Origin of the sequence: Tropicimonas sediminicola (assembly GCF_900188335.1) — a bacterium.
Taxonomy (GTDB): Bacteria; Pseudomonadota; Alphaproteobacteria; order Rhodobacterales; family Rhodobacteraceae; genus Tropicimonas; species Tropicimonas sediminicola.
This window is the reverse complement of record NZ_FZOY01000002.1, coordinates 26754-53458: the sequence shown is the minus strand read 5'-3', so window position 1 is coordinate 53458 and position 26705 is coordinate 26754. Positions and strand designations below refer to the sequence as shown.

At 67.1% G+C, this 26705-nt stretch carries 24 protein-coding genes; 14 read left to right on the top strand and 10 right to left on the bottom strand.

Features of this window, described 5'->3' with window-relative positions; all coding sequences use genetic code 11:
- The first annotated feature begins 121 nt into the window (after positions 1-121).
- On the top strand, positions 122-1072 hold the full coding sequence (lipA, locus tag CHB86_RS04490; protein WP_089231722.1) for a lipoyl synthase: 951 nt from the start codon (positions 122-124) through the stop codon (positions 1070-1072).
- A gap of 83 nt (positions 1073-1155) precedes the next feature.
- Positions 1156-2094, top strand: a complete 939-nt coding sequence (locus tag CHB86_RS04485) for a carbon-nitrogen hydrolase family protein (RefSeq protein WP_089231720.1) — start codon at positions 1156-1158, stop codon at positions 2092-2094.
- Here CHB86_RS04485 and CHB86_RS04480 read toward each other — a convergent pair.
- The 4 genes from CHB86_RS04480 to hpt all read right to left on the bottom strand — a co-directional run bounded on the left by CHB86_RS04480 (position 2091) and on the right by hpt (position 4936).
- Positions 2091-3065, bottom strand: coding sequence for a homocysteine S-methyltransferase family protein (locus tag CHB86_RS04480; RefSeq protein ID WP_089231718.1), 975 nt, complete (start codon positions 3063-3065; stop codon positions 2091-2093). The two genes, CHB86_RS04485 and CHB86_RS04480, sit on opposite strands and share 4 nt — an antisense overlap.
- A 69-nt stretch (positions 3066-3134) precedes the next feature.
- Positions 3135-4022: a cytochrome c gene (locus CHB86_RS04475; RefSeq protein ID WP_089231716.1), complete on the bottom strand. Its 888-nt coding sequence runs from the start codon at positions 4020-4022 to the stop codon at positions 3135-3137.
- 143 nt (positions 4023-4165) lie between these two features.
- The gene (locus CHB86_RS04470) at positions 4166-4357 is read right to left on the bottom strand and encodes a hypothetical protein (protein WP_089231714.1); all 192 of its coding nucleotides are present in this window, start codon (positions 4355-4357) and stop codon (positions 4166-4168) included.
- 3 nt (positions 4358-4360) lie between these two features.
- Positions 4361-4936 carry a hypoxanthine phosphoribosyltransferase gene (gene hpt / locus CHB86_RS04465; protein WP_089231713.1) on the bottom strand — a complete coding sequence of 192 codons (576 nt, stop codon included), beginning with the start codon at positions 4934-4936 and terminating at the stop codon, positions 4361-4363.
- An 84-nt stretch (positions 4937-5020) separates the two neighbouring features.
- On the opposite strand from hpt, the gene CHB86_RS04460 reads away from it, so the two are divergent.
- Together CHB86_RS04460 and CHB86_RS04455 are read left to right on the top strand one after the other, a co-directional pair.
- Entirely contained in the window at positions 5021-5464 is a 444-nt protein-coding gene (locus CHB86_RS04460; RefSeq protein WP_089231711.1) for a type II toxin-antitoxin system RatA family toxin, read from the top strand.
- A 91-nt stretch (positions 5465-5555) separates the two neighbouring features.
- Positions 5556-5987 carry an EF-hand domain-containing protein gene (locus tag CHB86_RS04455; RefSeq protein ID WP_089231709.1) on the top strand — a complete coding sequence of 144 codons (432 nt, stop codon included), beginning with the start codon at positions 5556-5558 and terminating at the stop codon, positions 5985-5987.
- Between the two features lie 83 nt (positions 5988-6070).
- Here the strand turns inward: CHB86_RS04455 and CHB86_RS04450 are convergent, their stop codons facing one another.
- The 5 genes from CHB86_RS04450 to CHB86_RS04430 all read right to left on the bottom strand — a co-directional run bounded on the left by CHB86_RS04450 (position 6071) and on the right by CHB86_RS04430 (position 10882).
- Positions 6071-7942 (bottom strand): polysaccharide lyase family 7 protein, encoded by a 1872-nt coding sequence (locus CHB86_RS04450; RefSeq protein ID WP_089231707.1) that lies wholly within the window; start codon positions 7940-7942, stop codon positions 6071-6073.
- Positions 7943-8182: 240 nt separating this feature from the next.
- On the bottom strand, positions 8183-8728 hold the full coding sequence (locus CHB86_RS04445; RefSeq protein WP_245837742.1) for a CinA family protein: 546 nt from the start codon (positions 8726-8728) through the stop codon (positions 8183-8185).
- Positions 8725-9222 carry a phosphatidylglycerophosphatase A gene (locus tag CHB86_RS04440; protein ID WP_141134825.1) on the bottom strand — a complete coding sequence of 166 codons (498 nt, stop codon included), beginning with the start codon at positions 9220-9222 and terminating at the stop codon, positions 8725-8727. Before CHB86_RS04440 ends, CHB86_RS04445 begins: the two co-directional genes overlap by 4 nt.
- Entirely contained in the window at positions 9219-9719 is a 501-nt protein-coding gene (locus CHB86_RS04435; protein ID WP_089231703.1) for a phosphatidylglycerophosphatase A family protein, read from the bottom strand. Before CHB86_RS04435 ends, CHB86_RS04440 begins: the two co-directional genes overlap by 4 nt.
- Positions 9716-10882, bottom strand: coding sequence for a bifunctional 2-C-methyl-D-erythritol 4-phosphate cytidylyltransferase/2-C-methyl-D-erythritol 2,4-cyclodiphosphate synthase (locus CHB86_RS04430; protein ID WP_245837741.1), 1167 nt, complete (start codon positions 10880-10882; stop codon positions 9716-9718). The genes CHB86_RS04435 and CHB86_RS04430 overlap by 4 nt, the downstream gene beginning before the upstream one ends.
- Before the next feature lie 206 nt (positions 10883-11088).
- Here CHB86_RS04430 and dusB point away from each other — a divergent pair, with 206 nt between their 5' ends.
- The 9 genes from dusB to hflX all read left to right on the top strand — a co-directional run bounded on the left by dusB (position 11089) and on the right by hflX (position 23069).
- Positions 11089-12063, top strand: coding sequence for a tRNA dihydrouridine synthase DusB (gene dusB, locus CHB86_RS04425; protein ID WP_245837740.1), 975 nt, complete (start codon positions 11089-11091; stop codon positions 12061-12063).
- Positions 12063-13154: a two-component system sensor histidine kinase NtrB gene (locus tag CHB86_RS04420; RefSeq protein ID WP_089232555.1), complete on the top strand. Its 1092-nt coding sequence runs from the start codon at positions 12063-12065 to the stop codon at positions 13152-13154. Before dusB ends, CHB86_RS04420 begins: the two co-directional genes overlap by 1 nt.
- A complete protein-coding gene (locus CHB86_RS04415; protein ID WP_089231698.1) occupies positions 13155-14531 on the top strand; it encodes a response regulator in 1377 nt (458 codons plus the stop codon). It abuts the gene before it with no gap.
- 187 nt (positions 14532-14718) lie between these two features.
- Positions 14719-16893, top strand: coding sequence for a sensor histidine kinase NtrY-like (locus CHB86_RS04410; protein ID WP_089231697.1), 2175 nt, complete (start codon positions 14719-14721; stop codon positions 16891-16893).
- Positions 16894-16916: 23 nt separating this feature from the next.
- Positions 16917-18329 (top strand): nitrogen assimilation response regulator NtrX, encoded by a 1413-nt coding sequence (gene ntrX / locus CHB86_RS04405; RefSeq protein WP_089231695.1) that lies wholly within the window; start codon positions 16917-16919, stop codon positions 18327-18329.
- Between the two features lie 141 nt (positions 18330-18470).
- The gene (trkA, locus tag CHB86_RS04400; protein ID WP_089231693.1) at positions 18471-19847 is read left to right on the top strand and encodes a Trk system potassium transporter TrkA; all 1377 of its coding nucleotides are present in this window, start codon (positions 18471-18473) and stop codon (positions 19845-19847) included.
- A 13-nt stretch (positions 19848-19860) separates the two neighbouring features.
- Positions 19861-21381: a TrkH family potassium uptake protein gene (locus tag CHB86_RS04395; RefSeq protein ID WP_089231691.1), complete on the top strand. Its 1521-nt coding sequence runs from the start codon at positions 19861-19863 to the stop codon at positions 21379-21381.
- A 162-nt stretch (positions 21382-21543) separates the two neighbouring features.
- Positions 21544-21777 (top strand): RNA chaperone Hfq, encoded by a 234-nt coding sequence (gene hfq / locus CHB86_RS04390; RefSeq protein ID WP_089231689.1) that lies wholly within the window; start codon positions 21544-21546, stop codon positions 21775-21777.
- Positions 21774-23069, top strand: coding sequence for a GTPase HflX (gene hflX / locus CHB86_RS04385; protein WP_089231687.1), 1296 nt, complete (start codon positions 21774-21776; stop codon positions 23067-23069). The genes hfq and hflX overlap by 4 nt, the downstream gene beginning before the upstream one ends.
- Positions 23070-23162: 93 nt before the next feature.
- Here the strand turns inward: hflX and CHB86_RS04380 are convergent, their stop codons facing one another.
- Entirely contained in the window at positions 23163-25625 is a 2463-nt protein-coding gene (locus tag CHB86_RS04380) for a penicillin acylase family protein (RefSeq protein WP_089231685.1), read from the bottom strand.
- Between the two features lie 139 nt (positions 25626-25764).
- Between CHB86_RS04380 and CHB86_RS04375 the strand changes: the two genes are divergently transcribed.
- A complete protein-coding gene (locus CHB86_RS04375; RefSeq protein ID WP_089231684.1) occupies positions 25765-26637 on the top strand; it encodes an NAD(P)-dependent oxidoreductase in 873 nt (290 codons plus the stop codon).
- Positions 26638-26705: the final 68 nt, after the last annotated feature.

Below are 26705 nucleotides of genomic sequence, written 5' to 3'. Positions count from 1 at the left end.
GGCGCTACGCCCGGCGCCCTGCGGTCGTTTCGTCTGGATGCATGGCGGGGTTGCGCGGTACAAAGGGGAATTGGTTTTGTGACGCCGGACCTATATGAGGGATGGAACTGCGAGGTATCACATGCGCGACCTGAAGATCCCCGGCCAACGCCACCCGGAAAAGGCCCACCGGCCCGACAACGCCCAGCCGAAGAAACCCAGCTGGATCCGTGTGAAAGCGCCAGGCGGCGAAGGCTACAACTCGACCCACAAGATCCTGCGGGAGAACAACCTTCCCACGGTCTGCGAAGAGGCCGGCTGCCCGAACGTCGGCGAGTGCTGGTCCCGCGGCCACGCCACCATGATGATCATGGGCGAGATCTGCACCCGTGGCTGCACCTTCTGCAACGTGGCGACCGGCAAGCCCTCGGCGCTCGACGCCTTCGAGCCCGGCCGCGTGGCCCATGCCGTGCAGAAGCTCGGCCTGAAGCACGTGGTCATCACCTCGGTCGACCGCGACGACCTTGAAGACGGCGGAGCGGACCATTTCGCACAAACCATCCGCGCGATCCGCCACCGCTCCCCCGAGTCGACCATCGAGATCCTGACGCCCGATTTCCTGAAATGCGATCCCTCGGTGCTGGAGACCGTGGTGGAGGCCAAGCCGGATGTCTTCAACCACAACCTCGAGACGGTGCCGGGCCTGTACCCGACCGTCCGCCCCGGCGCGCGCTACTTCCACTCGCTACGCCTGCTGCAGCGGGTCAAGGAGCTGGACCCGACCATGTTCACCAAGTCCGGCATCATGGTCGGCCTCGGCGAGGACAAGCAGGGCGTGCTGCAGGTGATGGACGACATGCGCGCCGCCGATATCGATTTCCTGACCATCGGCCAATACCTGCAGCCGACGCCCAAGCACCACGCGGTGGAGCGGTTCGTCACGCCCGAGGAGTTCAAGTCCTACGAGCAGGCCGCGTTCGGCAAGGGCTTCCTGATGGTCTCGGCAACGCCGCTCACCCGGTCCAGCTATCACGCCGGCGACGATTTCGAACGCCTTCGCACGGCACGTCTGGCGAAGCTCGGCCAGGCCTGACGGCGCGCCGCGACAGGAACGCGATCGCAGCGTTTTGATTTACGTTGCGGAAGTGGTTAGGGTTTCTCCCCGGAGGGACCCCCATGAAAATCGCTGTCGTACAATATCCGCCCGTCTATCTCGACAAGGCGCGCTCCATCGAGCGCGCCGTGGACCTCGTGGCCGAGGCCGCAGGGCAGGGCTGCGGCCTTGTCGTGTTTCCGGAAGCCTGGCTGCCGGGCTATCCCACCTTTGTCTGGCGGCTCAGCCCTGGCGCCGGGATGCAGAAGACAGACGCGCTTTTTGCCTTGTCGCAGGCGAACTCGATCGACCTGAGCAAGGACGACCTCGCGCCCGTCAAGGCGGCCGCGCGGGAGCATTCGGTGGTGGTGGTGCTCGGTCATCAGGAGCTCGATGGCGCGGTCAGCGGCAGCACGCTCTTCAACAGCGTGGCGATCATCGATGCCGACGGGACGCTGCTCAACAATCACCGCAAGCTGATGCCGACCAACCCCGAGCGCATGGTCTGGGGCTTCGGGGACGGATCCACGCTCAACGTGGTGGAGACCGCCGTCGGACGCGTGGGCGCGCTGCTCTGTTGGGAAAACTACATGCCGCTGGCGCGTTTCGCGCTCTACGCCCAGAACATCGATATCTACTGTGCCCCGACCTGGGACAGCGGCGCCACCTGGCTCGCGACGATGCAGCACATCGCGCGCGAGGGCGGCTGCTGGGTGGTCGGCTGTGCCAGCTCGATCAAGGCCTCGGACGTGCCCGAGGCGGTGCCGTTTCGCGAAGAGCTCTTTCCCAACCCCGAGGAATGGGTCAATCCCGGCGACGCCGTGGTCTACAAGCCCTTTGGCGGCGCGCTCGCCGGGCCCATGCACAAGGAGCAGGGGCTGCTGGTCGCCGAGATCGATGTGGCCGAGGCGCGGGCGTCGCGGCGCAAGTTCGATGTCTGCGGACACTACGCGCGGCCGGATGTGTTCACCCTCAGGGTCAATCGCGCCCGGCAGAGCCCGATCGCTTTCGACGGCGACTAGGTTCGCACAGCGCCTTGCGCCACCGCCTGCCGCGCCGCCTTTACCTGGCCGGCCATCAGGTCGAGATGGGTGTCGCAGGTGCCGCAGCACCCGCCCCAGATGTCGACCTGCGGCATCCGGCGGGCAAGATCGCCCATCATCCGCCCGAGCTCCTCGGGGTCGCCTTCCTCGAGGTGGCCGAGCTTGCAGAGCGCGATCTTCTCCATCTTCGAGGCATTGGGCCGCAGCGCCCGGATGCGGCCTTGCCAGTCGCCGCCGTCGAAGGCCGGTTCGAACTCGACGGGATGCGAGCAATTGATCATGTAATACTCAGGCCCGCCCTCGGGGGCGGCGTCGATCGCCTCGATCGCCTGCCGCAGGGTGGGGCCGGACCGAAGGCGGGACGTGCTGTCGAGCGTCAGGCCGATTACGATGGGAAGACCCACCGCCCGAGCCGCCCGCACTGCGCCGATGGCCTCGGGGATGTTGTTGAAAGTCATCGCCCAGGCCATATCGGCCCCGGCGGCGCGCAGGTTGGTCAGCTGCACGGCGTGGTAATCCTCGGCGCTCCGCTCGGTGATGTCGCGGTTCAGACCATAGGCATCGCCGCGCGGCCCGAGCGTGCCGCAGAGGATCATCTCGTCGATCCGGCCGGCATATTCGTCCCGAAGCTCACGAAGGAAGTCGATGCAGCGGTGCTGCATCTCGACCAGCCCGTCGAGCGAATAGCCGAGCAGCGCCGCCCAGTCGGGGCTGGCGCGATAATCGAGCCCGTTCATCACGAAAGAGAACCCGTGGCGCGCTGCGACGTCGAGCGAGCGCCGCCACATGTCCTTCATCGCCTGCAGGGCTGCCGGATCGTCGAGCAAGGGGAACATCGCGAAATGGGGCAGGTCGAACCCCCATTTGTACATGATTTCGGTCTCGATCCCGCCCTCGGTCAGCCAGAGCCGCCCTGGTTGTGGCTGCGGCATTCCCGTTCCCGTCGGCATGGCGCCCTCCTGTCCCGCGTTCGCGACGCAAGGTAACATGCGGGGACGGAGGGCCAAAGCGCGGGCCGTTTACTCCATCGGGGCGAGCCCGGCGAGGTAGGCGGCGATGGCCTCGCGGTCGGCCTCGGGCAACTGGCTCAGCCCGGCGATGATCGATTCCATCTCGCGACTGACCTCGTCGTGGTCGGGGGCAAAGCCGCTCTGCAGGTACCAGGTCATCTGGCCGGCGGTCCAGTCGAGCGCGGCGGGCGTGATGTTGGGGATCATGCCCTGGCCGGCCGGATTCGGGGCGCCCGCCATCCAGCGGGACCGGTCGAGCGCGCCGAAGCGGTTGCGCGGGGTGTGGCATTCGGCGCAATGACCAAGCGCCTCCACGAGGTAGCGGCCGCGTTCGAGCTGCTGGCTCGGGGCCGCGGCGACGAAGCTGTCGGTCAGGTAGGCCTTCTTCCAGAACCCGAGCAGCGGGCGCAGCGAATAGGGGAAGTCGAGCTGGTTGGCCTGCCGTGGGGTGCTGTCGGCGGGCAGGGTGTCGAGATAGGCCTTGAGGTCCACGATGTCGGCGACGTTCATCCGGGTGTAGGTCGTGTAGGGCATCGCCGGGTAGAGGTGCCGGCCGTCCGGCGTCACGCCGCGCTTCAGAACGCTCGCGAGATCGGCAATGGAGTAGCCGCCAATCCCATGCACCGGGTCCGGCGAGATGTTGGGCGAGATGAAAGTGCCGTAATCGGTCGTGAGCCGCCGCCCGCCGGAAAGCAGCGGCGCCTCCTGCGCCTCGGCGCCGCTGTCGGCGTGGCAGGAGGCGCAGCCCGCCGCGAGAAACACGTTGCGCCCGGCCTCGGCATCCCCCTGCACCCCGGTGACCAGATCGCTCGGCAGGGGATCGGGCCGGGTGAACCACAGCCCGGCGCCGGCAATGGCCAGCAGCAGAAGGAGGAGGATGGTGAAAAAGCGACGCATGTCAGCCCCTTGCGGTGGTGGGAAGATGCAGGCGCTCGCCCTCGCGGGGCTGGCTGGGCTTCTCCCTGTCGTCGGCACCCTATGGAATTCTGCGATGCGGCGCAAAGGGCCGGCGGCTGACTTTTAGGCAGGTTTCCGCACAATCAGAAACCGCCGCGCCCCGGCATCCGGCCCACTCGGTCGGCCGTCATCCACTCCGGCCAGTATCCCAGCCGCTCCAGCGTCACGATCAGCAGGCAGGCCGCGATCACACCCAGGACGAGCGCCACGCGGCGTCCGGAAGGCGGGTGCTGCACCCAGCGCTTCATGCGCAGAAACCAGTGGGGACCGAGCATGGATCAGGCGTCGCCGCCGTCTCCGGCCGGGCTGCTGCCCTCGTCGATGAACCGCACCGAGCCGATGAAGGGCAGGTTGCGGTTGCGCTGCGCGAAGTCGATTCCGTAGCCGACGACGAATTTGTCGGGGATCTCGAAACCGGTCCAGCTGGCCTTGTAGTCGACCTCCCGCCGTGCCGGCTTGTCGAGCAGGCAGATGGTGCGCAAGCGCGCGGGGTTGCGGGCGCCGAGGAAGGCCACGACCCGCGCCATCGTGTGCCCGGTGTCGATGATGTCTTCCACCACCAGCACGTCGCGCCCCTCGATCTCGCCGCGCAAGTCCTTGAGAATCCGTACTTCCCGGCTGGATTTCATGGAGTTGCCGTAGGAGGACGCCTCGAGGAAGTCGACCTCCACCGGCAGTTCCAGCTCCCGCACCAGGTCGGCGATGAACACGAAGGAGCCGCGCAGCAGCCCCACGACCACCAGCTTGTCGGTATCTGCGAATTCCGATTCGATCTCCCGCGCCAGCTCCTCGATTCGGGCGGCGATGGATTTGGCGGAGATCATCTGATCGATGACGTATGGTCGCGAAGACATTGGCTTCCCTTGATCTTGCCGACATTGTCTACGACATCTTGAACCTGACACGGGAACCAACCGACAGGGGCCAATCGCCGCACGATGCTCACCCATTCCGACAAGCGCGTCATGCCGTACACGGCACAACAGATGTACGACCTCGTTGCCGACATCCAGTCCTATCCGAAATTTCTTCCCTGGACCGCGGCGGCGCGGATCCGCGGGCGGCATCCGGAGGGGGACGTGATGATCGAGATCGCGGACCTCGTGATTTCGTTCAAGGTGTTCCGGGAGAAGTTCGGTACCCGCGTGACGCTGGACGAAAAGGCCGGAACGATCGTAAGCGAATATATCGACGGGCCGTTCAAGTTCCTGATCTCGAAATGGGCCTTCCGAGATGTCGAGGGCGGCTGCGAGGTGGATTACCACGTCGAGTTCGAGTTCAAGAACAGGATCCTGCAGAAGGCCGCCGGCATGTTCTTCACCGAGGCGCAGAAGCAGATCATGGGCGCCTTCGAAAAGCGCGCGAAAGAACTCTACGGTTAAGGTCTGTCTGACGGGCGGACTTTTTTCGACGGAACTCGGCCGTGAAAGGCGTATCATGGATATGCATTCATGATGCGCAGGAGTCCATCCCATGAAACGCTTCGCACTCCCGACCCTTGTTCTCCTTCTCGCCGGCTCCGCGGCCGCCGCTCAACAGGCCGTGCCTGGCGCCACGGCCATCGACCGCTGGGACGCCAACCGTGACGGCCGGGTCACTCTGGCCGAGGTCGAGGCCGGCCGCGCGGGCCAGTTCGCGAGCCTCGACCGCAACGGCGATGGCGTTCTCTCGGTCGCCGAGCTTGGTCGCAACAGCCCGCAGGGCAGCCGCGGTGTTCAGCGCTACGCCCTCGACGGCAATGGCGACGGTGTCGTTTCCCGGTCCGAGTACGTGGCCGGGTCGAAATCCTGGCTCCAGCGGATGGACAGCGACAGCAATGGCGTTCTGACGACGGCCGATTTCGGGCGCAGGGGCGGCGGCAACGGGCGCGGGAACGGGCAGGGCTACCGCTGGAACAACGGCTGAGGCCGGCTCCACATCCATGCCCACCGGACGAGAAAAGGCCCGCCGTGCAGGTCGCGCGGCGGGCCTCGCTCCGTGGGGGATCGTCAGTGCTGCACGTCGAGCCTGTAGAAGGTCACCTGGTCCGCATCCCGCGACCCCGGCAGCGAGGTGTTGTTCTGCGAATAGGCGCCGGCCTTGAAGTACATGAAGTCATCGGAGACGTTGTAGCCGCTCTCGTACATGTCGTAGCTCGAGGTTACCTCGGTGCCGTCATCCCGGATGATCTTGACGTCGAGGATCGGGTTGACCGCGCCGTCGATCTCCTTGCCCGAGACCTTGATCTCATAGGAAAAGATCTCGTCGAGCGCGATGCCGTCGGCGGGGTTGTCGGAATTGTCCTTCCGGGTCCCGATCATCTCGAACCACTTGTCATCCTCGCCCACCGGCTCGTGGGCGTAATAGATCGAGCCGAACTTGTTGTGCGGCAGCTTGCGGTAGTAGAGCCGGATCGGCTCGTCGTCCTTGGCGTGGATCTGGCCGATGATGACCCGGCCGACCTTGCCGGTCTCGCCGGTCTTGGTCACCTGGTTGACCGCGAGCGTCGCGGTCATGACGCCGTCGACGCCGCCGGCCATTTCCTGCGCCTCCGCCGGGGCCGAGGAGAACACCCAGCCGTTCTTGTTCGGCGTGCCATCGTCGTTACGGGTGGAGATGGAGGTGTCGCCGGCCCGCATCATCTCGCGCAGCTCCGAGCGTGGATAGCTGGAGCCGGAGGTGGTCGTGCCGCCCGGGATAGAGCGGAACACCATGCCGCCGGTGGTGGGATCGGTGTAGAACACCTCCGGATCGGTCCAGCCGGAGGTCAGCTCCTGCTCGTGGATCTCGTCCACCTTGCCGTCGCCGTCCTTGTCGTAGGGCACGGTGATCTTCCAGGCGGAGAGGTCGAAGTTCTTCGACGGCGGAACGTCGTTGAACAGCCCGTAGAGCCCCTTGTTGGAATAGGCGCCGACGTCCGATCCGTCACCGGTGGAGTCGATCATGCCCATGCCGCAGCCGTAGGGCTGGATCTCGATGATCGAGTTCCAGGCGTTCGACTCGTTCCCGAAGCCGATGACCTTGACGTAGCGCGCCACCGTGTCGTCGAAGTCGAACCGCTCGATTGCGGTCGTCTTGCCGGCAGATTCCGTCCGCGGGATCAGCGGCTGCCAGGTCTTGCCGTCCGGGGACGCGGCCATCTCGAAGAAGTTCTTGCGCTCGTGGCCCTTGTAGAAGGCGAGCCCGAGTTCCTTCAGGGTCTGCGGCATCCCGAGGTCGAGGATGATCTCGCGCCCGGCGCCTTCGGCGGACCAGCGGGAATCGACGATGAACTCGTGGTCGACGGCCAGCTCCGGCGCATAGTCCTTGTCGTAATCGCCCTCCGCCGACACCGAGACGACGCGCAGCTGGCTCATCTCCTCGCAGGCGTCGGGCAGGGTGGTGTATTCGCGCGGACCCTTCGCCGCTTCTTCGGCAGCCGCAAGGGCCGGGCCGGAGATCGCCACCAGCTCGAAATCGTCGAAGCGGCCTTCCGCGCCGCCCCAGCCGCCAAAGACCCGGCCCTCGACATCGGAGGCGGTGGTGAACGGCACGCTCAGCGGAACCCAGGTATTGCCGTCGCCCTCGGAGGCGGCGGTGTGCTCCTCTCCGGCGACTTCGATGCCGATGACGCCCGGGCCGCGCACGTATGCCTTCAGCTCGTATTCGGACTCCGGGTAGAGCGTGATCGCCTGCTCGAAATGCCCGGTTTCCTTGCTGATCTTGCCCGATTTCGCCCCGCTGTTGAAATCGCCGGAGATCGAGGTCGCGTCCTTGTTCGGATCGACATCCGTCCAGCCGCCCCAACCGGATTCGAAGCCCGGGTTGGTCAGCGTCTGGGCCATCGCCGCACCCGCCAGAACCGAAAACGCGACACTGCTCAAAAGCCAGATTCGTCTCATGGTATCCTCCCGAAATCCACTTGCTCAGGCCCTCCCGCCGAGCATTCCGAATTTGGACAGATTTGTAATTTTTGGCCGATGAGTTGTAAACAGTTGATATATTAACGGACGCTGCGGAAGCCGACGAAACCATATGGTCGGCTGTCGTGGAGCCAGAATGTATCGGGGTTACAGTGACTTATCCCGGTCGGTCTTGTATGCCAGACGTCGGGGCAATCTGGCGGCGCCAACGTCGCCGGTTCAGGGACGGGGCGGCGCGATCCGTTCGGGCGGCAGCGGGGCGTCTTCCAGCGCGCCGATCAGCAGTTCCAGCGCGTGGTTCACCGTGTATTGGCGCACCGCCGTCCGTCCGAGGGCGCCGAAATCGACCGTCTTGGCAACCGTGGCATGCCCCTTGCGGGCCAGGCCGAAACAGACACGCCCCTCGGGCTTGTGCTCGCTGCCGCCGGGTCCTGCGATGCCGGTGACGGACACGGCAAGGTCGGCCTCCGAGCGGATCAGGGCGCCGGCGGCCATCTCGCGCGCCACGGCCTCGGAGACCGCGCCGAATTTTACGAGGCTTTCCTCGGAAACCCCGAGAAGCTGCCGCTTGGCGGCGTTGGAATAGGTCACGAAGCCCCGGTCGAAGATGTCCGAGGAGCCGGGGATCTCGGTGATCGCGCCGGCGATCAACCCACCGGTGCAGCTCTCCGCCGTGGCGACGACAAGGCCACGGGCGCGGGCACGGGCGAGCAGGGTCTCGGCGCTGACGGTGGTGAGATCGGCGATCCGGATCAGGTCGGTCACGGCATGGCTCCGCTTTTTGCGATCAGCGCTGCCATCATGCCGATCGCGAGCAGCAGCGTCAGGGTCGCGGCGATCAGGTCGTCGGCGAGCTGGAGCAGCGGGCGGGGGCTTGCGCCCATGCGGCGCAGCGGACCGGCGAGGATCAGGTTGTAGATCACCAGCGGCAGCCCGAGCGCCAGCACGCCCGGCTGACCGAGTTCGGTGGTGGCGATCCCGATGAAGGGGAGGACCGGCGCCGCGGCGAGCCAGATGCCGGTGAACCGGTCGAGCACGATCTGCCGCGGCGGCGTGCCAGCCTCGAGCGCCCGCGGGATGCTGAGCATCGCCAGGGTCAGCAGCAGCGCCCAGACGACGATCAGTGCACGCGGCGCCTCCACGAGGCTGTGCATCCCGATGGCCGCGGCCAGACCGGCGACGGTTGCAAGGAGGCCGCCGACCATGGGCAGGCGTCCCAGCGGACCGAGCGTCGCCAGCTGGACCAGCACTGCGCTCATTCCATCAGCCAGGTGTGGGAGACGAAGGCCGCGACCGAGACCACGAGCGCGGCAAGGAAGCCCGCGATCACATCGTCCAGCAGCACGCCCGCAGGCCCGTGCCGGCGGTCCGCCCAGCCGACCGGGCCCGGCTTCCAGACGTCGAACAGGCGGAACATGACAAAGGCGCCGATCCAGCCGGGATAGGGAAAGACATGCGGATCCGCGCCGGCATGCCAGAGTCCGGCAGAAAGCGGCCAGAGCGCGATCCACATGCCGATGAGTTCGTCGATCACGATCTCGGAGGGGTCGGGGTGGCCGACCGCCTGGCTGTGCACTGCCGTCGCCCACCAGCCGAGGGCGAGCGCGGCGAATGTCGCGGCCGCAAGCAGCGGGAAGCCGCCCGCCACATGCAGCCCGTAGGCCAGCGGGATCGCGGCCAGCGAGCCCCAGGTGCCGGGCGCGGGGCGCAACAGGCCGACCCCGAAGACAGTGGCAACGAAACGCGCGGGGGTCATGCCGTGACCAGCGCGGCGGTGGCGATCGCGGCGATGCCTTCCTCGCGTCCGGTGAAGCCGAGCCGCTCGGAGGTCGTCGCCTTGACGCTGATCCTTTCGGCATCGAGCCCCATGATCGCGGCGAGGGCTTCGCGCATCGCCTCGGCATGTGGGCCGATCTTGGGGCGCTCGCAGACCAGCGTGCAGTCGACGTTGGCGATCCGGTAGCCGCGCTCGGCGACCCGGCCAACCGCGTGGCGCAGGAAGATCTCGCTCGCGGCGCCCTTCCACTGCGGATCGCTTGGCGGGAAGTGCTGCCCGATATCACCCTCGGCCAGCGCGCCATAGAGCGCGTCGGTGATCGCGTGCATGCCGACATCGGCATCCGAATGGCCTTGCAGTCCACGCGGATGTGCCACCTCGACGCCGCAGAGCACCACGTGGTCTCCCGGCCCGAAGCGGTGCACGTCGTAGCCGTTGCCCAGCCTCACATCCATCGGCATTCCTTTCGCCAGCATCCGTTCGGCACGGGCGAAGCAGCCCGGCAACGTGACCTTGATATTGTCTTCGTGCCCCTCGACGATCGCAACGTCCAGCCCGGCCGACAGTGCGACCTCCACGTCATCGGCGGCGCCGCCGGGATGGGCGGCATGGGCGGCCCGGATCGCGGCGAGGTCGAAACCCTGGGGGGTCTGCGCCCGGAAGAGGCCGTCGCGCGGGGTCGGGGCCAGAACGCGGCCGTCCTCGCCCCGCCATAACGCGTCCGTCACCGCCAGCGCGGGCGCCGCGCCGGGATGGGTTTCCAGCGCCGTGAGCACCCGGTCGATCACCGCATCCGGCACCAGGGGGCGGGCACCGTCGTGGATCAGGACGTGGGTGATGTCCGGGGGCAGGGCGTCCAGCCCGGCCCGCACGGAGGCATCGCGGCTGGCGCCACCCGGGGTGCGTGCCACATCTTCGGGCAGGGCCGAGGCCGCCAGCGCGTCATCCTCGGCCCCGATCACCACCAGAAGGCTGTGAACGCCGGGGTGCGCGCGAAACCGCTCGACCGTATGCGCCAGCACAGGTTTTCCCGCAATAACCTGATATTGCTTGGGAATGTCTCCACCGGCCCTCGTGCCGCGACCGGCGGCGACGATCAGCGCCGCGACCTTTCTGGACGGGGCCGGGGAAGTGGATGGCAATGAGGGCTCTGTCATGGCTTCCGTCTAATCGGTGACCGAAGGCAGGGCAACGGGCAAGCCGACCGGGCGGAAGTTCGCCTGTTTTTTGTGCATTGTTCGTTTGGCGGTCATATTGATGTGGTCTTCAGCTTGGAACCGGCCCCAGCTTCGCTATACGACGATTTGACTGCACAAGGATTGAGCAATTGACGGTTTGCTTTGCAAACTTGACCCTGACACCCCCGGTTCTTCTCGCACCACTCGCGGGCATCACCGACCTGCCATTCCGGCAGCTCGTGGCCCGCTTCGGCGCGGGTCTCGTGGTGTCCGAGATGGTTGCCAGCCAGGAGATGGTGCAGGCCAAGCCCGGGGTTCGCGAGAAGGCGGAGCTGGGCTTTGGCGAGGCCAATACCTCGGTGCAGCTCGCCGGGCGCGAGGCGCACTGGATGGCCGAAGCAGCGCGGATGGTCGAGGCCAACGGCGCGGCACTGATCGACATCAACATGGGGTGCCCGGCGAAGAAGGTGACGAGCGCCAGCGGGGCCGGCGCCTCGGGTTCGGCGCTGATGCGCGACCTCGACCATGCGCTTTCGCTGATCGAGGCGGTGGTCGGCGCGGTGTCGATCCCGGTGACGCTCAAGACCCGGCTCGGCTGGGACCATGACTGCCTGAACGCGGCCGAACTGGCCCGGCGGGCTGAAGGCGCGGGGGTGCAGATGGTGACGATCCACGGCCGCACCCGCCAGCAATTCTACAAGGGACGTGCCGACTGGGGCGCAATCGCCGCGGTGAAACAGGCGGTTTCGATTCCGGTCATCGCCAATGGCGACATCGTCGACGTGGCCACCGCCCGCACCGCGCTGGCCCAGTCCGGCGCCGATGGCGTGATGGTCGGCCGCGGGGCACAGGGCCGTCCGTGGCGGCTCGCGGAGATCGCCGCGGGCCTGTTCGGCACGCCCGCGCCCGAGGTGCCGCAAGGGCGGGCACTGGCCGAGATGGTCGGCGCGCATGTCGAGGCGATGCTGTCGTTCTACGGGCCGGTGCTGGGCAACCGCATGGCCCGCAAGCACCTTGGCTGGTACCTCGATCATGCCGGCGACCCTGCCGGGCTGCGCCGCCGTCTCCAAACAGAAACCGATAACGAAGAGGTTCAACGGCTGGTGCAGCAAGCCTTCGACACTGACGCCCGGGAGGCCGCATGATGCCGGGCTCCGGAGTAATCTGGGCGTCGCTTCCGATTCCTGCGCTGGTCCTCGACCCGCAGGACCGGATCACCGCCATCAATCCGGCCGCCGAGCTGTTCCTGAACAAGACGATCAAGGGGCTGGAAGGCGAGCTGGTCTATGACCGGCTGGTGATCGACGCGCCGATCGAGGAAGCGCTGGCGCGGGTGCGGAAGAACCGGTCGCCGCTGTTCATCAACGACGTGGACGTGGGCACCGGCGAGCGCGCTCCTGTGGAGTGCAACCTGCAGATCGCCCCGATCAGCAACGACACCAACCGGCTGCTGTTCCTCGTTTCCCCGCGCGAGATCGCCGGGCGTCTGGGCCGCTCCATTTCGGCCGACAAGGCGGCGAAATCCGCCATCGGCATGGCGGAGATGCTGGCGCACGAGATCAAGAACCCGCTCGCCGGAATCACCGGGGCGGCGCAGCTACTGTCGATGAACCTGTCCAAGGATGACCTGGAGCTGACCGACCTGATCGTCGCGGAGAGCCGGCGCATCGTGAAGCTGCTGGACCAGGTCGAGCAGTTCGGCAACCTGCGCCCGCCGCAGGCGAAGCCGGTCAATATCCACGACGTGCTCGACCGTGCCCGGAAGTCCGCGATCATCGGTTTTGCGGCGCATATGTCGATCAAGGAGGATTACGACCCCTCCCTGCCGCCCGCCTATGGCGACAGCGACCAGTTGCTGCAGGTGTTCCTGAACCTGCTGAAGAACGCCGCCCAGGCCTCCGGGACCGAAAGCGGCACGATCACCCTGCGGACCTTCTACGAGCCCAGCCTCCGGGTCCGCCGCAAGGGGGAACAGGCGTTTCGCGTGCCGCTGCAGGTCGAGGTGATCGACAGCGGTCCGGGCCTGCCGCCGGACATCGCCGACGAGATCTTCGAGCCCTTCGTGTCCGGCCGCGAGAATGGCACCGGGCTCGGGCTGGCGTTGGTGAGCAAGATCATTTCCGAACACAAGGGCTGGATATCGGTCGATTCCGTGCCGGGGCGCACGGTGTTCCGGATCTCTCTTCCGATCGCCCCCAAACACATCCAGCAGGATTCTGACAAGGAGACCCCATAAATGGACGGCACCGTTCTTGTCGCCGACGACGACCGCACGATCCGCACCGTATTGACCCAGGCGCTGACCCGCGCCGGCTGCAAGGTGCACGCAACCTCGTCCCTCGTTACGCTCATGCGATGGGTCGAGGAGGGCAAGGGCGACCTCGTGATCTCCGATGTCATCATGCCCGACGGCAATGGGCTCGACACCCTGCCCAAGATCGCCGAGGAACGCCCCGGCCTGCCGGTGATCGTGATCTCGGCGCAGAACACGATCATGACCGCGATCCAGGCGGCGGAGGCGGATGCCTACGACTACCTCCCCAAGCCCTTCGACCTGCCGGACCTGATGAAGCGCGCCTCCAAGGCGCTGGAGACCAAGCGCCGGGTGCAACAGGCCCGGCCGGTGATCGAGGAGCGGCCGACGGGCGGCACCGAGGATCTGCCGCTGGTGGGCCGCACCCCGGTCATGCAGGCGCTCTACCGGCTGGTGGCGCGGGTGATGAACACCGATCTCGCGGTTCTGATCACCGGCGAATCCGGCACCGGAAAATCGCTCATCGCCCGCGCGATCCACGATTTCTCCGACCGCCGCACGCTGCCCTTCGTGGTGGCCGGGGCGGAGGAGTTGTCGACGCTCGACGGCCCGGCGGCGATCCTGTCGCGCGCCCGTGGCGGCTCGGTGCTGTTTGACGAGGTGAGCGACCTCGATGCCGACACCCAGGGCCGGATCGTGCGGATGCTCGATGCGCTCTCCGACACGGCGCCGCGCGTCATGGCCACCTGCCAGGGCGACCTGATGCGGCAGATGGAGGCCGGGAACTTCCGGCAGGACCTGTTCTATCGCCTGAGCGGCGTCACGCTCAACGTGCCGAGCCTGCGGGAGCGGGTGGACGACATCCCGCTGCTGGCCGAACACTTCCTCGCCCGCGCCGAGCGCGACGGGGTCGGCACGCGGCGGTTCTCCGGCTCGGCGATGGACCTGATCCGCGCCTATTCCTGGCCGGGCAACGTGCGGCAGCTCGAAAACACCATCCGGCGGCTCGTCGTGACCTCGCCGGAAGAGGAGATCGGCCGCAGCGAGGTCGAGATGGTGCTGGGCAACCAGCCCGAGATCGAGCCGCTGGTTGGCGGCGGCGACGGCGAGAAGCTCTCGGCCTCCGTGGCGAAGCACCTGCGCCGCTATTTCGACCTGCACGGCGGAGTCTTGCCGCCTCCGGGCCTGTACCAGCGCATCCTCAAGGAAGTGGAAATCCCGCTGATCGAGATCGCGCTGGACGCAACCGGCGGAAATCAGGCGAAATGCGCCGATCTTCTCGGCATCAACCGCAATACCCTGCGCAAGAAGATCACCGACCTCGATATTCGCGTGACACGACGCCGCAAGTTGATGTAAAACCGCAACAGAGCCGTGGCATCGGGGGCACGCCCTCCGGAACGATCACGGGATATGGCGGTCACGTCACCGGGTCAAACCAGATCTGGGTGGCGCAAACATCACGAGGCGAAGCTTGGCAGGCGTTCTCTCGCGGCTGAATTTGGAGTCCTTCGCAGAGCTCAGGCGCTCGCGAACGGCACAGACCATGGCCACCCTGGCCCTGGTGGTGCTGGGCCCGTTGCTCGTGGTCTGGACCTTTCTGCTAATGGGGCCGCTGGGGCAGGGGGCCGGTTCGCTCGGCCTGCGCCTCGTCCTCCTTGTCGATCTGGTCTACATCCTCGTCGTCGCGACCCTCGTATTGCGGCGGGTCGCGGCAATGTTCGGCGCCCGCCGCAAGGATTCCGCAGGCTCCAAGCTGCACCTGCGCCTGACCGGAGTTTTCGCGCTGGTCGCGCTGATCCCGGCCGTGCTGGTGGCGATCTTCGCGGGTCTGACGATCAACATCGGCCTTGAAGGCTGGTTCTCGGATCGGGTGCGCAACGTGGTCGGCGCATCGCTCTCCGCGGCCGAGGCCTACGAAGGCGAACACCTGCGCGACCTGCGCCAGGACGCCCAGGGCCTAGCCAACTACCTCGATGCGGCCGGTGGGGTCGGCCTGGGCCTTACGGATGGCGAGGTTCGGCAGTTGCTGACCCAGGGACAGGCACAGGTGCAGCGGGGCCTGCGCGAAGCCTATGTAATCGATTCCACGGGCCAGCTGCGCTCGCGGGGCGAACGATCCTACCTCTTCGACTACGAGCAGCCCTCCGCCGAGGAGATCGCCCGCGCCGAGGCCGGCGAGATCGTGGTGATCGAGGACTGGGACATCAACGAATTCCGCGCTCTGGTGAAGCTCGACGCCTTCGCCGACCGCTATCTCTACGTCAGCCGCGATGTCGACGGCGATATCCTGTCGCTGCTCGACGAGACCCAGGAATCGATCCGGCTCTACAACCAGCTGGAGGACGAGCGCGGGCGGATCCTGTTCGAGTTCTCGCTGCTCTATCTCGGGTTTGCGGTGATCCTGATCCTTGCTGCGATCTGGCTTGGCCTGTGGTTTGCAGAGCGCCTGTCGCGGCCGATCGGGCGGCTGGCCGCTGCGGCCGAAAAGGTCGGCAAGGGCGATCTTTCGGTGCAGGTCCGCGAGGAATCCAGCGACGACGAGATCGCCACGCTGGGACGGATGTTCAACCAGATGACCCGCCAGCTCGAGGCGCAGCGCTCGACCCTGCTGGAGACCAATGCACAGATCGAGGCGCGCCGCCGCCTGTTCGAGACCGTGCTGACGTCGATCACAGCCGGGGTCATCGGCCTCGACCCGGACGGGCGGGTGGATTTCATGAACCCCGCCGCGGTGAACCTGCTGCGGCTCGACCCGGAGGCCGGCGACCACCACGAGGCGATCGCCAAGGCGGTTCCGGAGTTCGCAGGGCTGCTCGCGCGCCTTCGGAACGACGAGCGCACCGTCACCCAGCAGGAGATCCGACTGACCCGCGACGGCAAGGTCGAGAACCTGCTGGTCCGGCTGGCCGAACGCCGCTCGGTGGAGGGCGAGCTCGAGGGCTACGTGGTTGCCTTCGACGACGTGACCGAGCTGGTCTCGGCACAGAGGATGGCCGCCTGGGGCGACGTCGCCCGGCGGATCGCACACGAGATCAAGAACCCGCTCACTCCGATCCAGCTCTCGGCGGGACGGCTGCAGCGCAAGTTCTCGCGCAAGCTCGACGCCGAGGATGCCGAGGCGCTGACCTCCATGACCGACGTGATCGTGCGCCAGACCGAGGATCTGCGCCGTATCGTCGACGAATTCTCCAAGTTCGCCCGCATGCCCGAGCCCGACCGGCGTCAGTCCGACCTGACGCGGCTGGTGCGCGATGCGGTGACACTTCAGAAACAGCAGCTCGGCAAGGCGCTGAGCTGGGATCTTCCCGAGGCGCCGACACCTGCGCTGGTTGACGAGACTATGATTGGCCAGGCGCTCACCAATCTCATCAAGAATGGCGGCGAAGCGATTGAAAGCCTTGAGGAAGCGGGTGCCCCGGACGGCTATGTGCCGGAGGTGCGGGTGAGCCTGGAAACCGGTGGCGGACAGGCCGTCATCCGCATCGCGGACAATGGCATCGGCCTGCCGGAGGATCGCAGCCGGCTGTTCGAGCCCTATGTCACGACGCGGGCCAAGGGCACCGGGCTCGGCCTGCCGATCGTGAAGAAGATCATCGAGGAACACGGCGGCACGCTCGAATTGATCGACGCGCCGACGTTCGAAGGCAACGCGCACCACGGTGCGCTGGCAGAAATCAGGTTGCCCTGCGCAGCCACGCTCGACCAGGCGGCCGAGTGAAACAATTGAGGGAGTACAGGAATATGGGCGACATTCTTATTACTGACGACGAGCGGGATATCCGGGAGCTGATCGGCGATATCCTGCGCGACGAAGGCTTCTCGGTCCGGCTGGCCGCGAACTCCGAGGAATGCATGGGCGCGATCGAGCAGGAACCGCCGGCGCTGATGATCCTCGACATCTGGCTGAAGGACAGCAAGATGGACGGGATCGACATCCTCAAGGCGGTGAAACGTGACCGGCCCGAGATCCCGGTGGTCATCATCTCCGGGCATGGCAACATCGAGATCGCCGTCGCCGCGATCAAGCAGGGCGCCTACGACTTCATCGAGAAACCGTTCAATATCGACCAGTTGCTGGTTGTCATTCGTCGCGCGATGGAGACTTCGCGGCTGCGACGGGAGAACTCCGAACTGCGGCGCAAGGACGTGACAACCGCCGAGATGATCGGCTCCAGCGCCGCGTTCAAGGCGCTCAGGGCCCAGCTCGACAAGGTGACCCGCTCCAACGGCCGGGTGATGCTGACCGGGCCGGCCGGGGCCGGCAAGGAGGTCGCCGCGCGCTACATCCACGCCAATTCCAACCGCGCCAACGCGCCTTTCATTTCGGTCAACTCGGCCTCGATCGAGCCGGAGCGCATGGAGGAGGTGCTGTTCGGCCGCGAGGCGGGCGACCGCGGCGTCGAGCCGGGCCTGCTGGAAGAGGCCAATGGCGGCGTGCTCTATTTCGACGAGATCGCCGACATGCCGCTCGGCACCCAGTCCAAGATCCTGCGGGTGCTGGTCGACCAGCAGTTCCAGCGGGTGGGCGGCTCCGACAAGGTGCGCGTCGATATCCGGGTGATTTCCTCGACCAATCGCAACCTGCAGGACGAGATCGATGCCGGCAACTTCCGCCAGGAGCTCTATCACCGGCTGAACGTGGTGCCGATCCGGGTGCCGGGGCTCGACGAGCGGCGCGAGGATATCCCCGAACTGGCACGGCATTTCATCGAGAGCCTGAACGCCAGCCAGGGTCTGCCGGTGCGGGAGCTGAGCGAGGAAGCGGAGGCGCTGCTGCAAACGATGCACCTGCCGGGCAACGTCCGCCAGCTGAAGAACGTGATCGAGCGGGTGCTGATCCTCGGCGACTCGGGGGAGCTGATCGGGGTGCGCGAGCTGGAAGGCGCCGAGCGCGGCGAAGCGGACGATGGCCGGGTGGTGCTCTCGGGGGCGCTGGCCACGCTGCCGCTGCGTGAGGCGCGGGAGCTTTTCGAGCGGGAATACCTGCTGACCCAGATCAACCGGTTCGGCGGCAACATCAGCCGCACCGCGACCTTCGTCGGGATGGAGCGCTCGGCGCTGCACCGCAAACTGAAATCGCTCGGCGTGGTGACGTCTTCCAAGGCCGGAACGCGCGTCGCCCATGTGGAAGAGGCTTCCCAGGCGGCCGAGTAATCCGCGATCTCACCTGCCGCCGGATGGTCCCTAGGGATCGCCGGCGGCCGGGTTCATCGCGGGCCGGTGTCGCGAGGCGTTGACGCTCCCGCCGGGCTCTGCCATCCCTGTGCCAACCGCATGAGGCAACAGGCTGGAGCGATGAAAGTCATCATCTGTGGGGCAGGGCAGGTCGGCTGGCAGATCGCCCGGCACCTTTCCAGCGAACAGAACGACGTTACCGTCGTCGACAACAACCCCGATCTGGTCCGCCGGGCCACCGATACGCTCGATGTCGGCGGGATCGCGGGGTTTGCAAGCTATCCCGACGTACTCGACCGCGCCGGTGCGCGCGACGCCGACATGGTGATCGCCGCGACCCATTCCGACGAGGTCAACATGGTCACCTGCCAGGTGGCCCACTCGGTCTTTGGCGTGACCCGCAAGATCGCGCGGCTCCGGGCGCAATCCTATCTCGAGGCGATCTACCGCGATCTCTACAAGCGGGATCACCTGCCGATCGACGTGGTGATCAGCCCGGAGAAGGAGGTCGCCGAGGCCGCGCTCCAGCGGATTGCCGCGCCGACGACCTTCGACACAGAGAGCTTCCTCGACGGCCGCGTGCAGCTTCTCGGCATCCAGCTTGACGAGGATTGCCCGGTTCTGAACACGCCGCTCCGGCAGCTGACCGACCTGTTCTCGACCCTGCGCGCGGTCGTGGTGGGTATCCGCCGCGAAGGCACGCTGTTTGCGCCCGAACCGAACGACCAGCTCTTCGCGCAGGACCAGGTCTACGTGGTTTCCGTCTCCGAGGATGTGAACCGCACGCTGGAGATCTTCGGCAAACCCACGCACCGTCAGGAGCGGGTGGTGATCATCGGGGCCGGCAACGTCGGGCTCGCGGTCGCCAAGGCGCTGGAGAAGGGCCAGACTCGTATCCGTGCGCGGGTGATCGAACGCAACCGCTCGCAGGCCGAACGCGCCGCCGACGCGCTGGAGCGCACGATCGTGCTGCATGGCGACGGAATGGATTCGGAGGTGCTGGCGGAGGCGAGCATCGACCGCGCCGATGCCGTGGTCTGCGTGACCGACGACGACAAGGTGAACCTCCTCGCGGCCGTGCGCGCCAAGTCCGCCGGCTGCAAGATGGCGATCGCGCTGGTCAACGACCCGACGCTGGTGAGCCTGATGGAGCCGCTCGACATCGACGCCTACGTCAACCCGCGGGCCACCACGGTCAGCTCGATCCTGCGGCACATCCGGCACGGTCGGGTGCGCAGCGTCTATTCGATCGGCGACGCGGAGGCCGAGATGATCGAGGCGCAGGTGCTGTCGACCTCGCCGATCTCTGGCCGGGCGATCAGCGAGATCGAGTTCCCCGAGGGCGCGCTCGTCGGCGCGATCAAGCGGGGCGACGAGATCCTGAAGCCGCGCGGGACGACCCGGATTCTCGAAGGCGATATCGTGATGATCTTTGCCATGGCCGACGACGTGCGCGAGGTGGAGCAGCTGCTGCAGGTCTCCATCGACTTCTTCTGAGCCGCGCCGGACGATGGCCCGCCTGCTCGAACTTCCGCTGATCGTGCTTCTCATGGGCATCGGCGCGCTGGCGATGCTGGTGCCTGCGATCCATGGGTTGGCGATCGAGGATTACCGGGTGGCGCATGTGTTCGGCCAGTCGGCGGCGCTGTTCTTCTTCCTGACCGCCATCATCGCGCTCGCGATGGCGAACCACCGCTCGCGCAGCCTGGTGCGCAGCCACCTCGCAGCGCTGGTGGCCGCCTACACGCTGCTGCCGCTGATGCTGGCGGTACCGTTCCAGCAGGTCGTGCAGTCGACGACCTTCATGAACGCCTGGGTGGAGATGGTCTCGTCGCTCACCACCACCGGCGCCACGCTCTTCGAAGCCTCGCGCCTGCCGGACCCGCTGCACCTGTGGCGGGCCCTGGTCGGCTGGATGGGCGGATTCCTCTTCTGGGTGGCGGCCTTCGCGCTGATGGCGTCGATGAACCTCGGCGGGTTCGAGGTGATTTCAGCGGCACGGCTCGGCGCCGGCGCGCGGCCCGGCCGGCGCGGCACGGGGTTCGAGGCGAACGCCCCCCGCGAACGTCTCTGGCGCTACACCCGGCAGCTGCTGCCGATCTACGCCGGCCTGACGCTGATACTCTGGATCGGCCTGCTTGCCCTCGGCGAGGCGCCGCTGGCCGCGATCTGCCACGCCATGTCGACGCTTGCCACCAGCGGGATCAGCCCGCTCGCCAGCATGGAGCAGTCGCAGGCCGGGACGGCGGGCGAGGCGCTGATCTTCCTTTTCTTCGCCTTCGCGATCACCCGGCTTACTTTCACCGGTTCGTTCAGCAAGCGGGGGCTGCAGGCCATCGCAGCGGACCCGGAGGCGCGGATCGGCGCGGCGCTGGTCATCCTTGTGCCGAGCTTCCTGTTCCTGCGCCACTGGATCGGCGCCTACGAGGTCAACACGATCGACGCGCTGCCCTCGGCCATCGACGTGCTCTGGGGCTCGACCTTCAGCGTGCTGTCGTTCCTGTCGACCACCGGGTTCGTGAGCGCCGACTGGGACATCGCCAGCGCCTGGTCGGGGCTCCAGACGCCGGGGCTGGTTCTGCTTGGGCTCGCGCTGATCGGCGGCGGCGTCGGGACGACGGCGGGCGGCGTGAAACTGCTGCGGGTCTACGCGCTCTACAAGCATTCCGAGCGCGAGCTGGAACGGCTCGTCTATCCGCATTCGGTCGGTGGCGCGGGCGCTGCGGCGCGTGGCATCCGCACCCAGGGGGCCTATGTCGCCTGGATCTTCTTCATGCTCTTCGCGGTCTCCTTTGCCGCGGTGTCGATAGCGCTGTCCGCCAGCGGCGCGAATTTCGAGCAATCGATGGTGATGGCGGTGGCCGCGCTCTCCACCACCGGTCCGGCGGGGCACGTGGTGCTGGATCATCCGGTCAGCTACGCGGCGCTGAACGATCCCGGCAAGGTGATCCTCGCGCTCGCCATGGCGCTCGGACGGCTGGAGACTCTGGCCCTTCTGGCGCTCTTCAATCCGCAGTTCTGGCGTCGATGAGGCGCGAGACATTGCCGCAGGTGCGAAATACCTTTGGGGGTAAAGCGGGATCGGGGCTGGAATCTGCCGCGCTCCCATATAATAGTGAGTCGCGAAGGGTGGGTTGCCGCCCGGAATCGAAAGATGGCGATCCGCTAACTATAACAATACAAGGCAAGAATAATGGCTGCAGATAAGCAGAACTTGCAGGATGCATTCCTTAATCACGTCCGGAAGACAAAGGTCCCCGTGACGATTTTCCTGATCAACGGCGTCAAGCTGCAAGGCGTGATCACCTGGTTCGACAATTTCTGCGTGCTGCTGCGCCGCGACGGACAGTCGCAGCTCGTCTACAAGCACGCGATCTCCACGATCATGCCGTCCCAGCCCATCAATCTCTACGAGGGTGACGACTGACCCAGCCCGCCGGCGGGGAAGGGGCGCGTTCCGGACCGGATGAACGCGCGCTCGTCCTGCATCCCGATATCCAGTCCGACCAGCACCGGCGCCCCGCGGCGTCCGGCTTGGCCGAGGCCATCGCCCTGGCAGAGGCTCTGCCGGGGCTCGACGTCGTGCGCGGCGCCGTCGTGCCGGTGCGGACGCCGCAGCCCGGCACGCTGTTCGGCAGCGGCAAGCTCGAGGAACTCAAGCAGCAGATCAAGGCCGAGGAGATCGGCCTGGTCCTGATCGACGGCCCGGTGACGCCGGTCCAGCAGCGCAACCTCGAGAAGGAATGGGGCGTCAAGCTGCTCGATCGCACCGGCCTGATCCTCGAGATCTTCGCCGATCGCGCCGCCACCCGAGAGGGTGTGCTGCAGGTCGAGCTGGCCGCGCTCAGCTACCAGCGCACCCGCCTTGTCCGCGCCTGGACCCACCTGGAGCGCCAGCGCGGCGGACTGGGCTTTGTCGGCGGCCCCGGCGAAACCCAGATCGAGGCCGACCGGCGCGCCATCGACGAGGCGATCACCCGGATCCGCCGTCAACTCGGCAAGGTGGTCAAGACCCGCGCCCTGCACCGCGCGTCCCGCGCCAAGGTGCCGTTCCCGGTGGTGGCGCTGGTGGGCTACACCAACGCCGGCAAGTCGACGCTGTTCAACCGCCTGACGGGGGCGGAGGTGCTGGCCAAGGACATGCTCTTCGCCACGCTGGACCCGACGATGCGGGCGGTGAAGCTGACGACCGGACAGAAGGTGATCCTGTCGGACACCGTGGGCTTCATCTCCGACCTGCCGACCCAGCTCGTCGCCGCTTTCCGCGCCACGCTGGAAGAGGTCCTCTCCGCCGACCTGATCGTCCACGTGCGCGACATCAGCCATGTCGAAACCGAGGCCCAGGCGCGGGACGTCGAGGCGATCCTGCAGGACCTCGGCGTCACCGAGGACACGCCCCGGCTCGAGGTCTGGAACAAGATCGACCTGGTGCCGGCGGAGAGCCGGGAGGCGGTGGAAACGCTCGCCGCCCGCCGGCCGGAGGTGCACACGCTGTCGGCCTGGACGGGCGAGGGGCTGGATGCGCTGGTCGAGGCCGTGACCGAGGCGCTCGACGGCATCCGCAGCGATGCCGAGGTGCGGCTCGCCTTTTCCGACGGGCGCAAGCACGCCTGGCTGCACGAGAACCGGCTCGTCACCGCCGAGCGGCAGGATGACAGCGGCTGGGACATCGAGGTCCGCTGGACCGCTCGTCAGAAGGACGCCTTCGAGCGGCTCTGAGCCGCTCTTTCCATCTCCTGTCCATAAGTATCCCGGGGAGCGCGAGGGGCTGGCCCCTCGCTTTCTTCGGGCCACGCGCGTCCGACAAGCGGGTCAGCGCGGCTCCAGCATGGTCGTGCCCACCGCGCCCGCGCGCGCCAGTTCGGGGTTCAACGACATCGGGATGTATTCGCCCCGCCGCCAACGCTCCCCGAGGTCGTCATAGTGCCGGCTCAGCGGGTGGCCGGACTGCCCCGTGGCCGTTACGAAGACCGAGGCGTCGGGATCGGCGAAATCGTAGACCCCGCGATAGCCGGCGGCGTGGACGTTGTCGAACGGGTCGGGGCCGGTGCCGACGGTCAGCGCCCGCTGCATCGTGTTGTCGCCGCCCGAGGTCGACTGGTGGATGTTGACGAACCATTGCAGCACCGGGATCTCGCCGAGGATCAGGTGATCGTGCCGGGCCTGGTGGGCATCGCCCCACCGCAGGCTTTCCAGCGCCGTGCCATAGCGTTCCCCGATCCAGAGCAGCGCCTCGTCGAGCGCGATCCGGGCGGTGTCGGCGCAGGTCTCGGTGATCGTCGACTGCTGGATGTCGCACCAGGCCGAGGCGCCGTCGATGTCGCGGAACACCCGCTCGATGAAGATCGGATCGGGATGGGGGAACTCGTTCTCGAGTTGGCCGATCTCGTCGACGATGAGCTTGTGCTGCAACTGCCGCAGCCAGGCGGCATAGATAAGCGGCTCCGGCAGGTGCTCGTTCATCTCGCCGTTCCAGTTGGCGAGCAGCTCCAGGGCGACCTGGCGCTGGCGCTCCGGCGTGCCGTCCTCGGCCGCCTCGCCGGTGTACCACAACTCGCGCGCGATCAGCGGCAGCAGGGAGCGGGCGGTGACGGACACGGTGTCGAGCTGGGCCGCGATGAAGCTCTCGCGGGTGTGCACCTCGCGCTCAGCCATCAGCTTGCGCCAGCGCTGGATCCGCTGCGTGTCGCCCCAGACAAAGCTTACATGGTCGGGGAACGGCGCCTCGGTGGTGCGATTGTTGGTGTTGCCGACGATGCCGGAGGCCGGCGAGAGCCGCCGCGGATTGCTCTCGTAGGGTTTGCGGCCGCGCCAGACGTTCTCGGGCATCCAGCCCAGCGAGGGCATCCGGCCCTGGCTGTAATGCGCCGGGTCGCGGTCGGGGATGGCGCCGAACACCTGCATCCCGATGGTTTCGCCATCGGCCAGGACGACGTTGAGCGCGGGGACGATGAAATCGCGCCCGGCCTCGACGGCCTCGGCCACGCTGTTCGCGCGCATCATCCGGATCGCCGCGCTGAGCGAGGTGTCGGCGGCGTCGAGCCCGGTCCAGGAGAGGGAGGCGACGTGATTGGCCGGGGTCACCTGGTCGAGGTCGAAATGGCTGCGCGGCAGGACCGGGCCGTTGTCGGACCAGCGCAGGGTTATGGTCACCGGCGCTTCCTCGGCGACGCGGATGATCGAGCGTTCGGTGCGGAAGTCCTTCCAGCCGTTCGGTGTGCGGTACTGCTGGGTGTTGGCGGGGTTCAGCTCCTCCATGTGGAGGTCCTGATCGTCCGCGTAGGCCACGGCGATGCCCCAGGCGAGCCGGTCGGAGCGCCCCGAGAGCACGATCGGCATGCCCGGAATCGTGCCGCCGATCACGCCGCCCGAGGAAAGCTCCAGCCGGGCGAGGTACCAGATCGAGGGCGCGGTCAGTTGCATGTGCGGGTCGTTGGCGAGGAGTGCCGCGCCCGCCGCCGCGCGCTCCGGCGCCGCGGCCCAGACGTTGGACGCCCCGGCGAAGGCCGCTCGCCCGACCGGCGACAGCGGGTCGGGTTGCCACGTGGAGGCGCGGGCATGGCGGGGCAGGTCGGGAAAGAGCGCGCCGTAATCGGCGGGCAGGGTGCCCTCGAGCCCGGCAGGCACATCGGGCATCAGGTCGATCAGCCGTTCGGACGGCAGCACCAGCGAGGCCCGGGCACGCAGGATCTCGTTCTGCATATGGGCGGTCATGTCGAGGGCCATGAGCTTGGCGATGGCGATGGAATCGGCCGGCTGCCAGGGGGCGATCTCCGGCGAGAACAGGAAGAACTCGGGCGCGCCACGGCCGAGGGCCTCACTGTTCACCGTCTCGATCCAGGCGTTCACCCCGGCGGCATAGGCCCGAAGCGCGCTCTGTGTCTCGGCATCCTGCGCCTCGACCGACGCACTGGCGAGGCGGTAGATGTCCAGCCGCCGCATCAGCTCGTCGGTCTGAACGGTCCGCGCGCCGAAGAGCTCCGAGAGCCGGCCCTGCGCGGTCCGGCGCAGCAGGGTCATCTGCCAGAGACGGTCCTGGGCATGAACGAATCCAAGGCCAAAGAAGCTGTCCTCGTCGGTCTGGCCGAGAATGTGGGGCACGTTGGCATTGTCGCGCACGATCTCGACCGGGGCGGAGAGTCCCCTCAGCCGGTAGGTCGCGCTGTAATCCGGCAACGAGCCAGCCGCGAAGTAATAGGCGAGCGATGCCGCCCCCGTGATCAGCACCACAAGCACCATGAACAGCCGCAGCGTCCAGCGGAAAAGCCCTTCCATCCTGCCCCTTTCTATTGACCGCCGCGACAAGCCGGGTAGGTCTTTGGTGAACCTAAAGCGCCAGTTCGGCGGTTGGAACCGCTTTTGCGGTGCCATCGCGCGGGGCCGGCGGAGGCACAAGCCTGACGAAAGGGAAAACATGGCAAAGGTTGCGTTCTTGGGGCTGGGGGTGATGGGCTATCCGATGGCCGGACACCTCGTGAAGGCTGGTCACACGGTGACGGTCTACAACCGAACCGCCGCGAAAGCGGAAGCCTGGGCGGAGGCCCATGGCGGTGCAACGGCGCCGACCCCGGCGGCGGCGGCGGCGGGGCAGGACTTCGTGATGTCCTGTGTCGGCAACGACGACGATCTGCGCGAGGTCTGCGCGGGCGAGGCCGGGGCGCTGGCCGCGATGCAGCCGGGCTCGGTCTTCGTCGATCACACCACGGTCTCGGCCAAGGTCACGCGCCAGATGGCGGCCCTGGCCGACAGCCACCAGGTGAGCTTCGTCGATGCGCCGGTTTCGGGCGGCCAGGCCGGCGCCGAGAACGGCCAGCTGTCGGTGATGTGCGGCGGCGACGCCGGCGCCTACCAGCGGGCCGAGCCGGTCATCGCGGCCTATTCCAAGATCTGCCGGAGGCTGGGCGAGAGCGGCGCGGGCCAGATGACCAAGATGGCCAACCAGATCGCCATCGCCGGGCTCGTACAGGGGCTGAGCGAGGCGCTGCATTTCGCAGAGAAGGCCGGGCTCGACGGCCGCGCGGTGGTCGAGGTGATCAGCCAGGGCGCCGCCGGTTCCTGGCAGATGTCCAACCGCTACGAGACCATGCTGGACGACAAGTTCGAGCACGGTTTCGCCGTCGACTGGATGCGCAAGGATCTCAACATCTGCCTGTCGACCGCCGATGAGACCGGCGCCAGCCTGCCGGTGACCGCGCTGGTCGACCAGTTCTACAAGGACGTGCAGAAGATGGGTGGCGGGCGTTGGGATACGTCGTCGCTGTTCAAGCGGCTGCGGCGGATGGGCTGAGGGGCAGGGGGCGCTGCCCCCGACGCCACCGGCCGGGCCGGTGGCGCTCCCCCGGGATATTTTCGGAC

Excerpts from the sequence above, each read along its gene's own strand:
- CHB86_RS04375 (WP_089231684.1), top strand. The coding sequence starts at position 25,765 with ATGGCAAAGGTTGCGTTCTTGGGGCTGGGGGTGATGGGCTATCCGATG.
- lipA (WP_089231722.1), top strand. The coding sequence starts at position 122 with ATGCGCGACCTGAAGATCCCCGGCCAACGCCACCCGGAAAAGGCCCAC.
- CHB86_RS04410 (WP_089231697.1), top strand. The coding sequence starts at position 14,719 with ATGGCCACCCTGGCCCTGGTGGTGCTGGGCCCGTTGCTCGTGGTCTGG.
- CHB86_RS04415 (WP_089231698.1), top strand. The coding sequence starts at position 13,155 with ATGGACGGCACCGTTCTTGTCGCCGACGACGACCGCACGATCCGCACC.
- trkA (WP_089231693.1), top strand. The coding sequence starts at position 18,471 with ATGAAAGTCATCATCTGTGGGGCAGGGCAGGTCGGCTGGCAGATCGCC.
- ntrX (WP_089231695.1), top strand. The coding sequence starts at position 16,917 with ATGGGCGACATTCTTATTACTGACGACGAGCGGGATATCCGGGAGCTG.
- CHB86_RS04450 (WP_089231707.1), bottom strand. The coding sequence starts at position 7,942 with ATGAGACGAATCTGGCTTTTGAGCAGTGTCGCGTTTTCGGTTCTGGCG.
- hpt (WP_089231713.1), bottom strand. The coding sequence starts at position 4,936 with ATGTCTTCGCGACCATACGTCATCGATCAGATGATCTCCGCCAAATCC.
- CHB86_RS04380 (WP_089231685.1), bottom strand. The coding sequence starts at position 25,625 with ATGGAAGGGCTTTTCCGCTGGACGCTGCGGCTGTTCATGGTGCTTGTG.
- CHB86_RS04435 (WP_089231703.1), bottom strand. The coding sequence starts at position 9,719 with ATGACCCCCGCGCGTTTCGTTGCCACTGTCTTCGGGGTCGGCCTGTTG.
- CHB86_RS04480 (WP_089231718.1), bottom strand. The coding sequence starts at position 3,065 with ATGCCGACGGGAACGGGAATGCCGCAGCCACAACCAGGGCGGCTCTGG.
- CHB86_RS04395 (WP_089231691.1), top strand. The coding sequence starts at position 19,861 with ATGGCCCGCCTGCTCGAACTTCCGCTGATCGTGCTTCTCATGGGCATC.
- CHB86_RS04485 (WP_089231720.1), top strand. The coding sequence starts at position 1,156 with ATGAAAATCGCTGTCGTACAATATCCGCCCGTCTATCTCGACAAGGCG.
- CHB86_RS04460 (WP_089231711.1), top strand. The coding sequence starts at position 5,021 with ATGCTCACCCATTCCGACAAGCGCGTCATGCCGTACACGGCACAACAG.
- CHB86_RS04440 (WP_141134825.1), bottom strand. The coding sequence starts at position 9,222 with ATGAGCGCAGTGCTGGTCCAGCTGGCGACGCTCGGTCCGCTGGGACGC.
- hfq (WP_089231689.1), top strand. The coding sequence starts at position 21,544 with ATGGCTGCAGATAAGCAGAACTTGCAGGATGCATTCCTTAATCACGTC.
- CHB86_RS04455 (WP_089231709.1), top strand. The coding sequence starts at position 5,556 with ATGAAACGCTTCGCACTCCCGACCCTTGTTCTCCTTCTCGCCGGCTCC.
- CHB86_RS04420 (WP_089232555.1), top strand. The coding sequence starts at position 12,063 with ATGCCGGGCTCCGGAGTAATCTGGGCGTCGCTTCCGATTCCTGCGCTG.
- CHB86_RS04475 (WP_089231716.1), bottom strand. The coding sequence starts at position 4,022 with ATGCGTCGCTTTTTCACCATCCTCCTCCTTCTGCTGCTGGCCATTGCC.
- CHB86_RS04470 (WP_089231714.1), bottom strand. The coding sequence starts at position 4,357 with ATGCTCGGTCCCCACTGGTTTCTGCGCATGAAGCGCTGGGTGCAGCAC.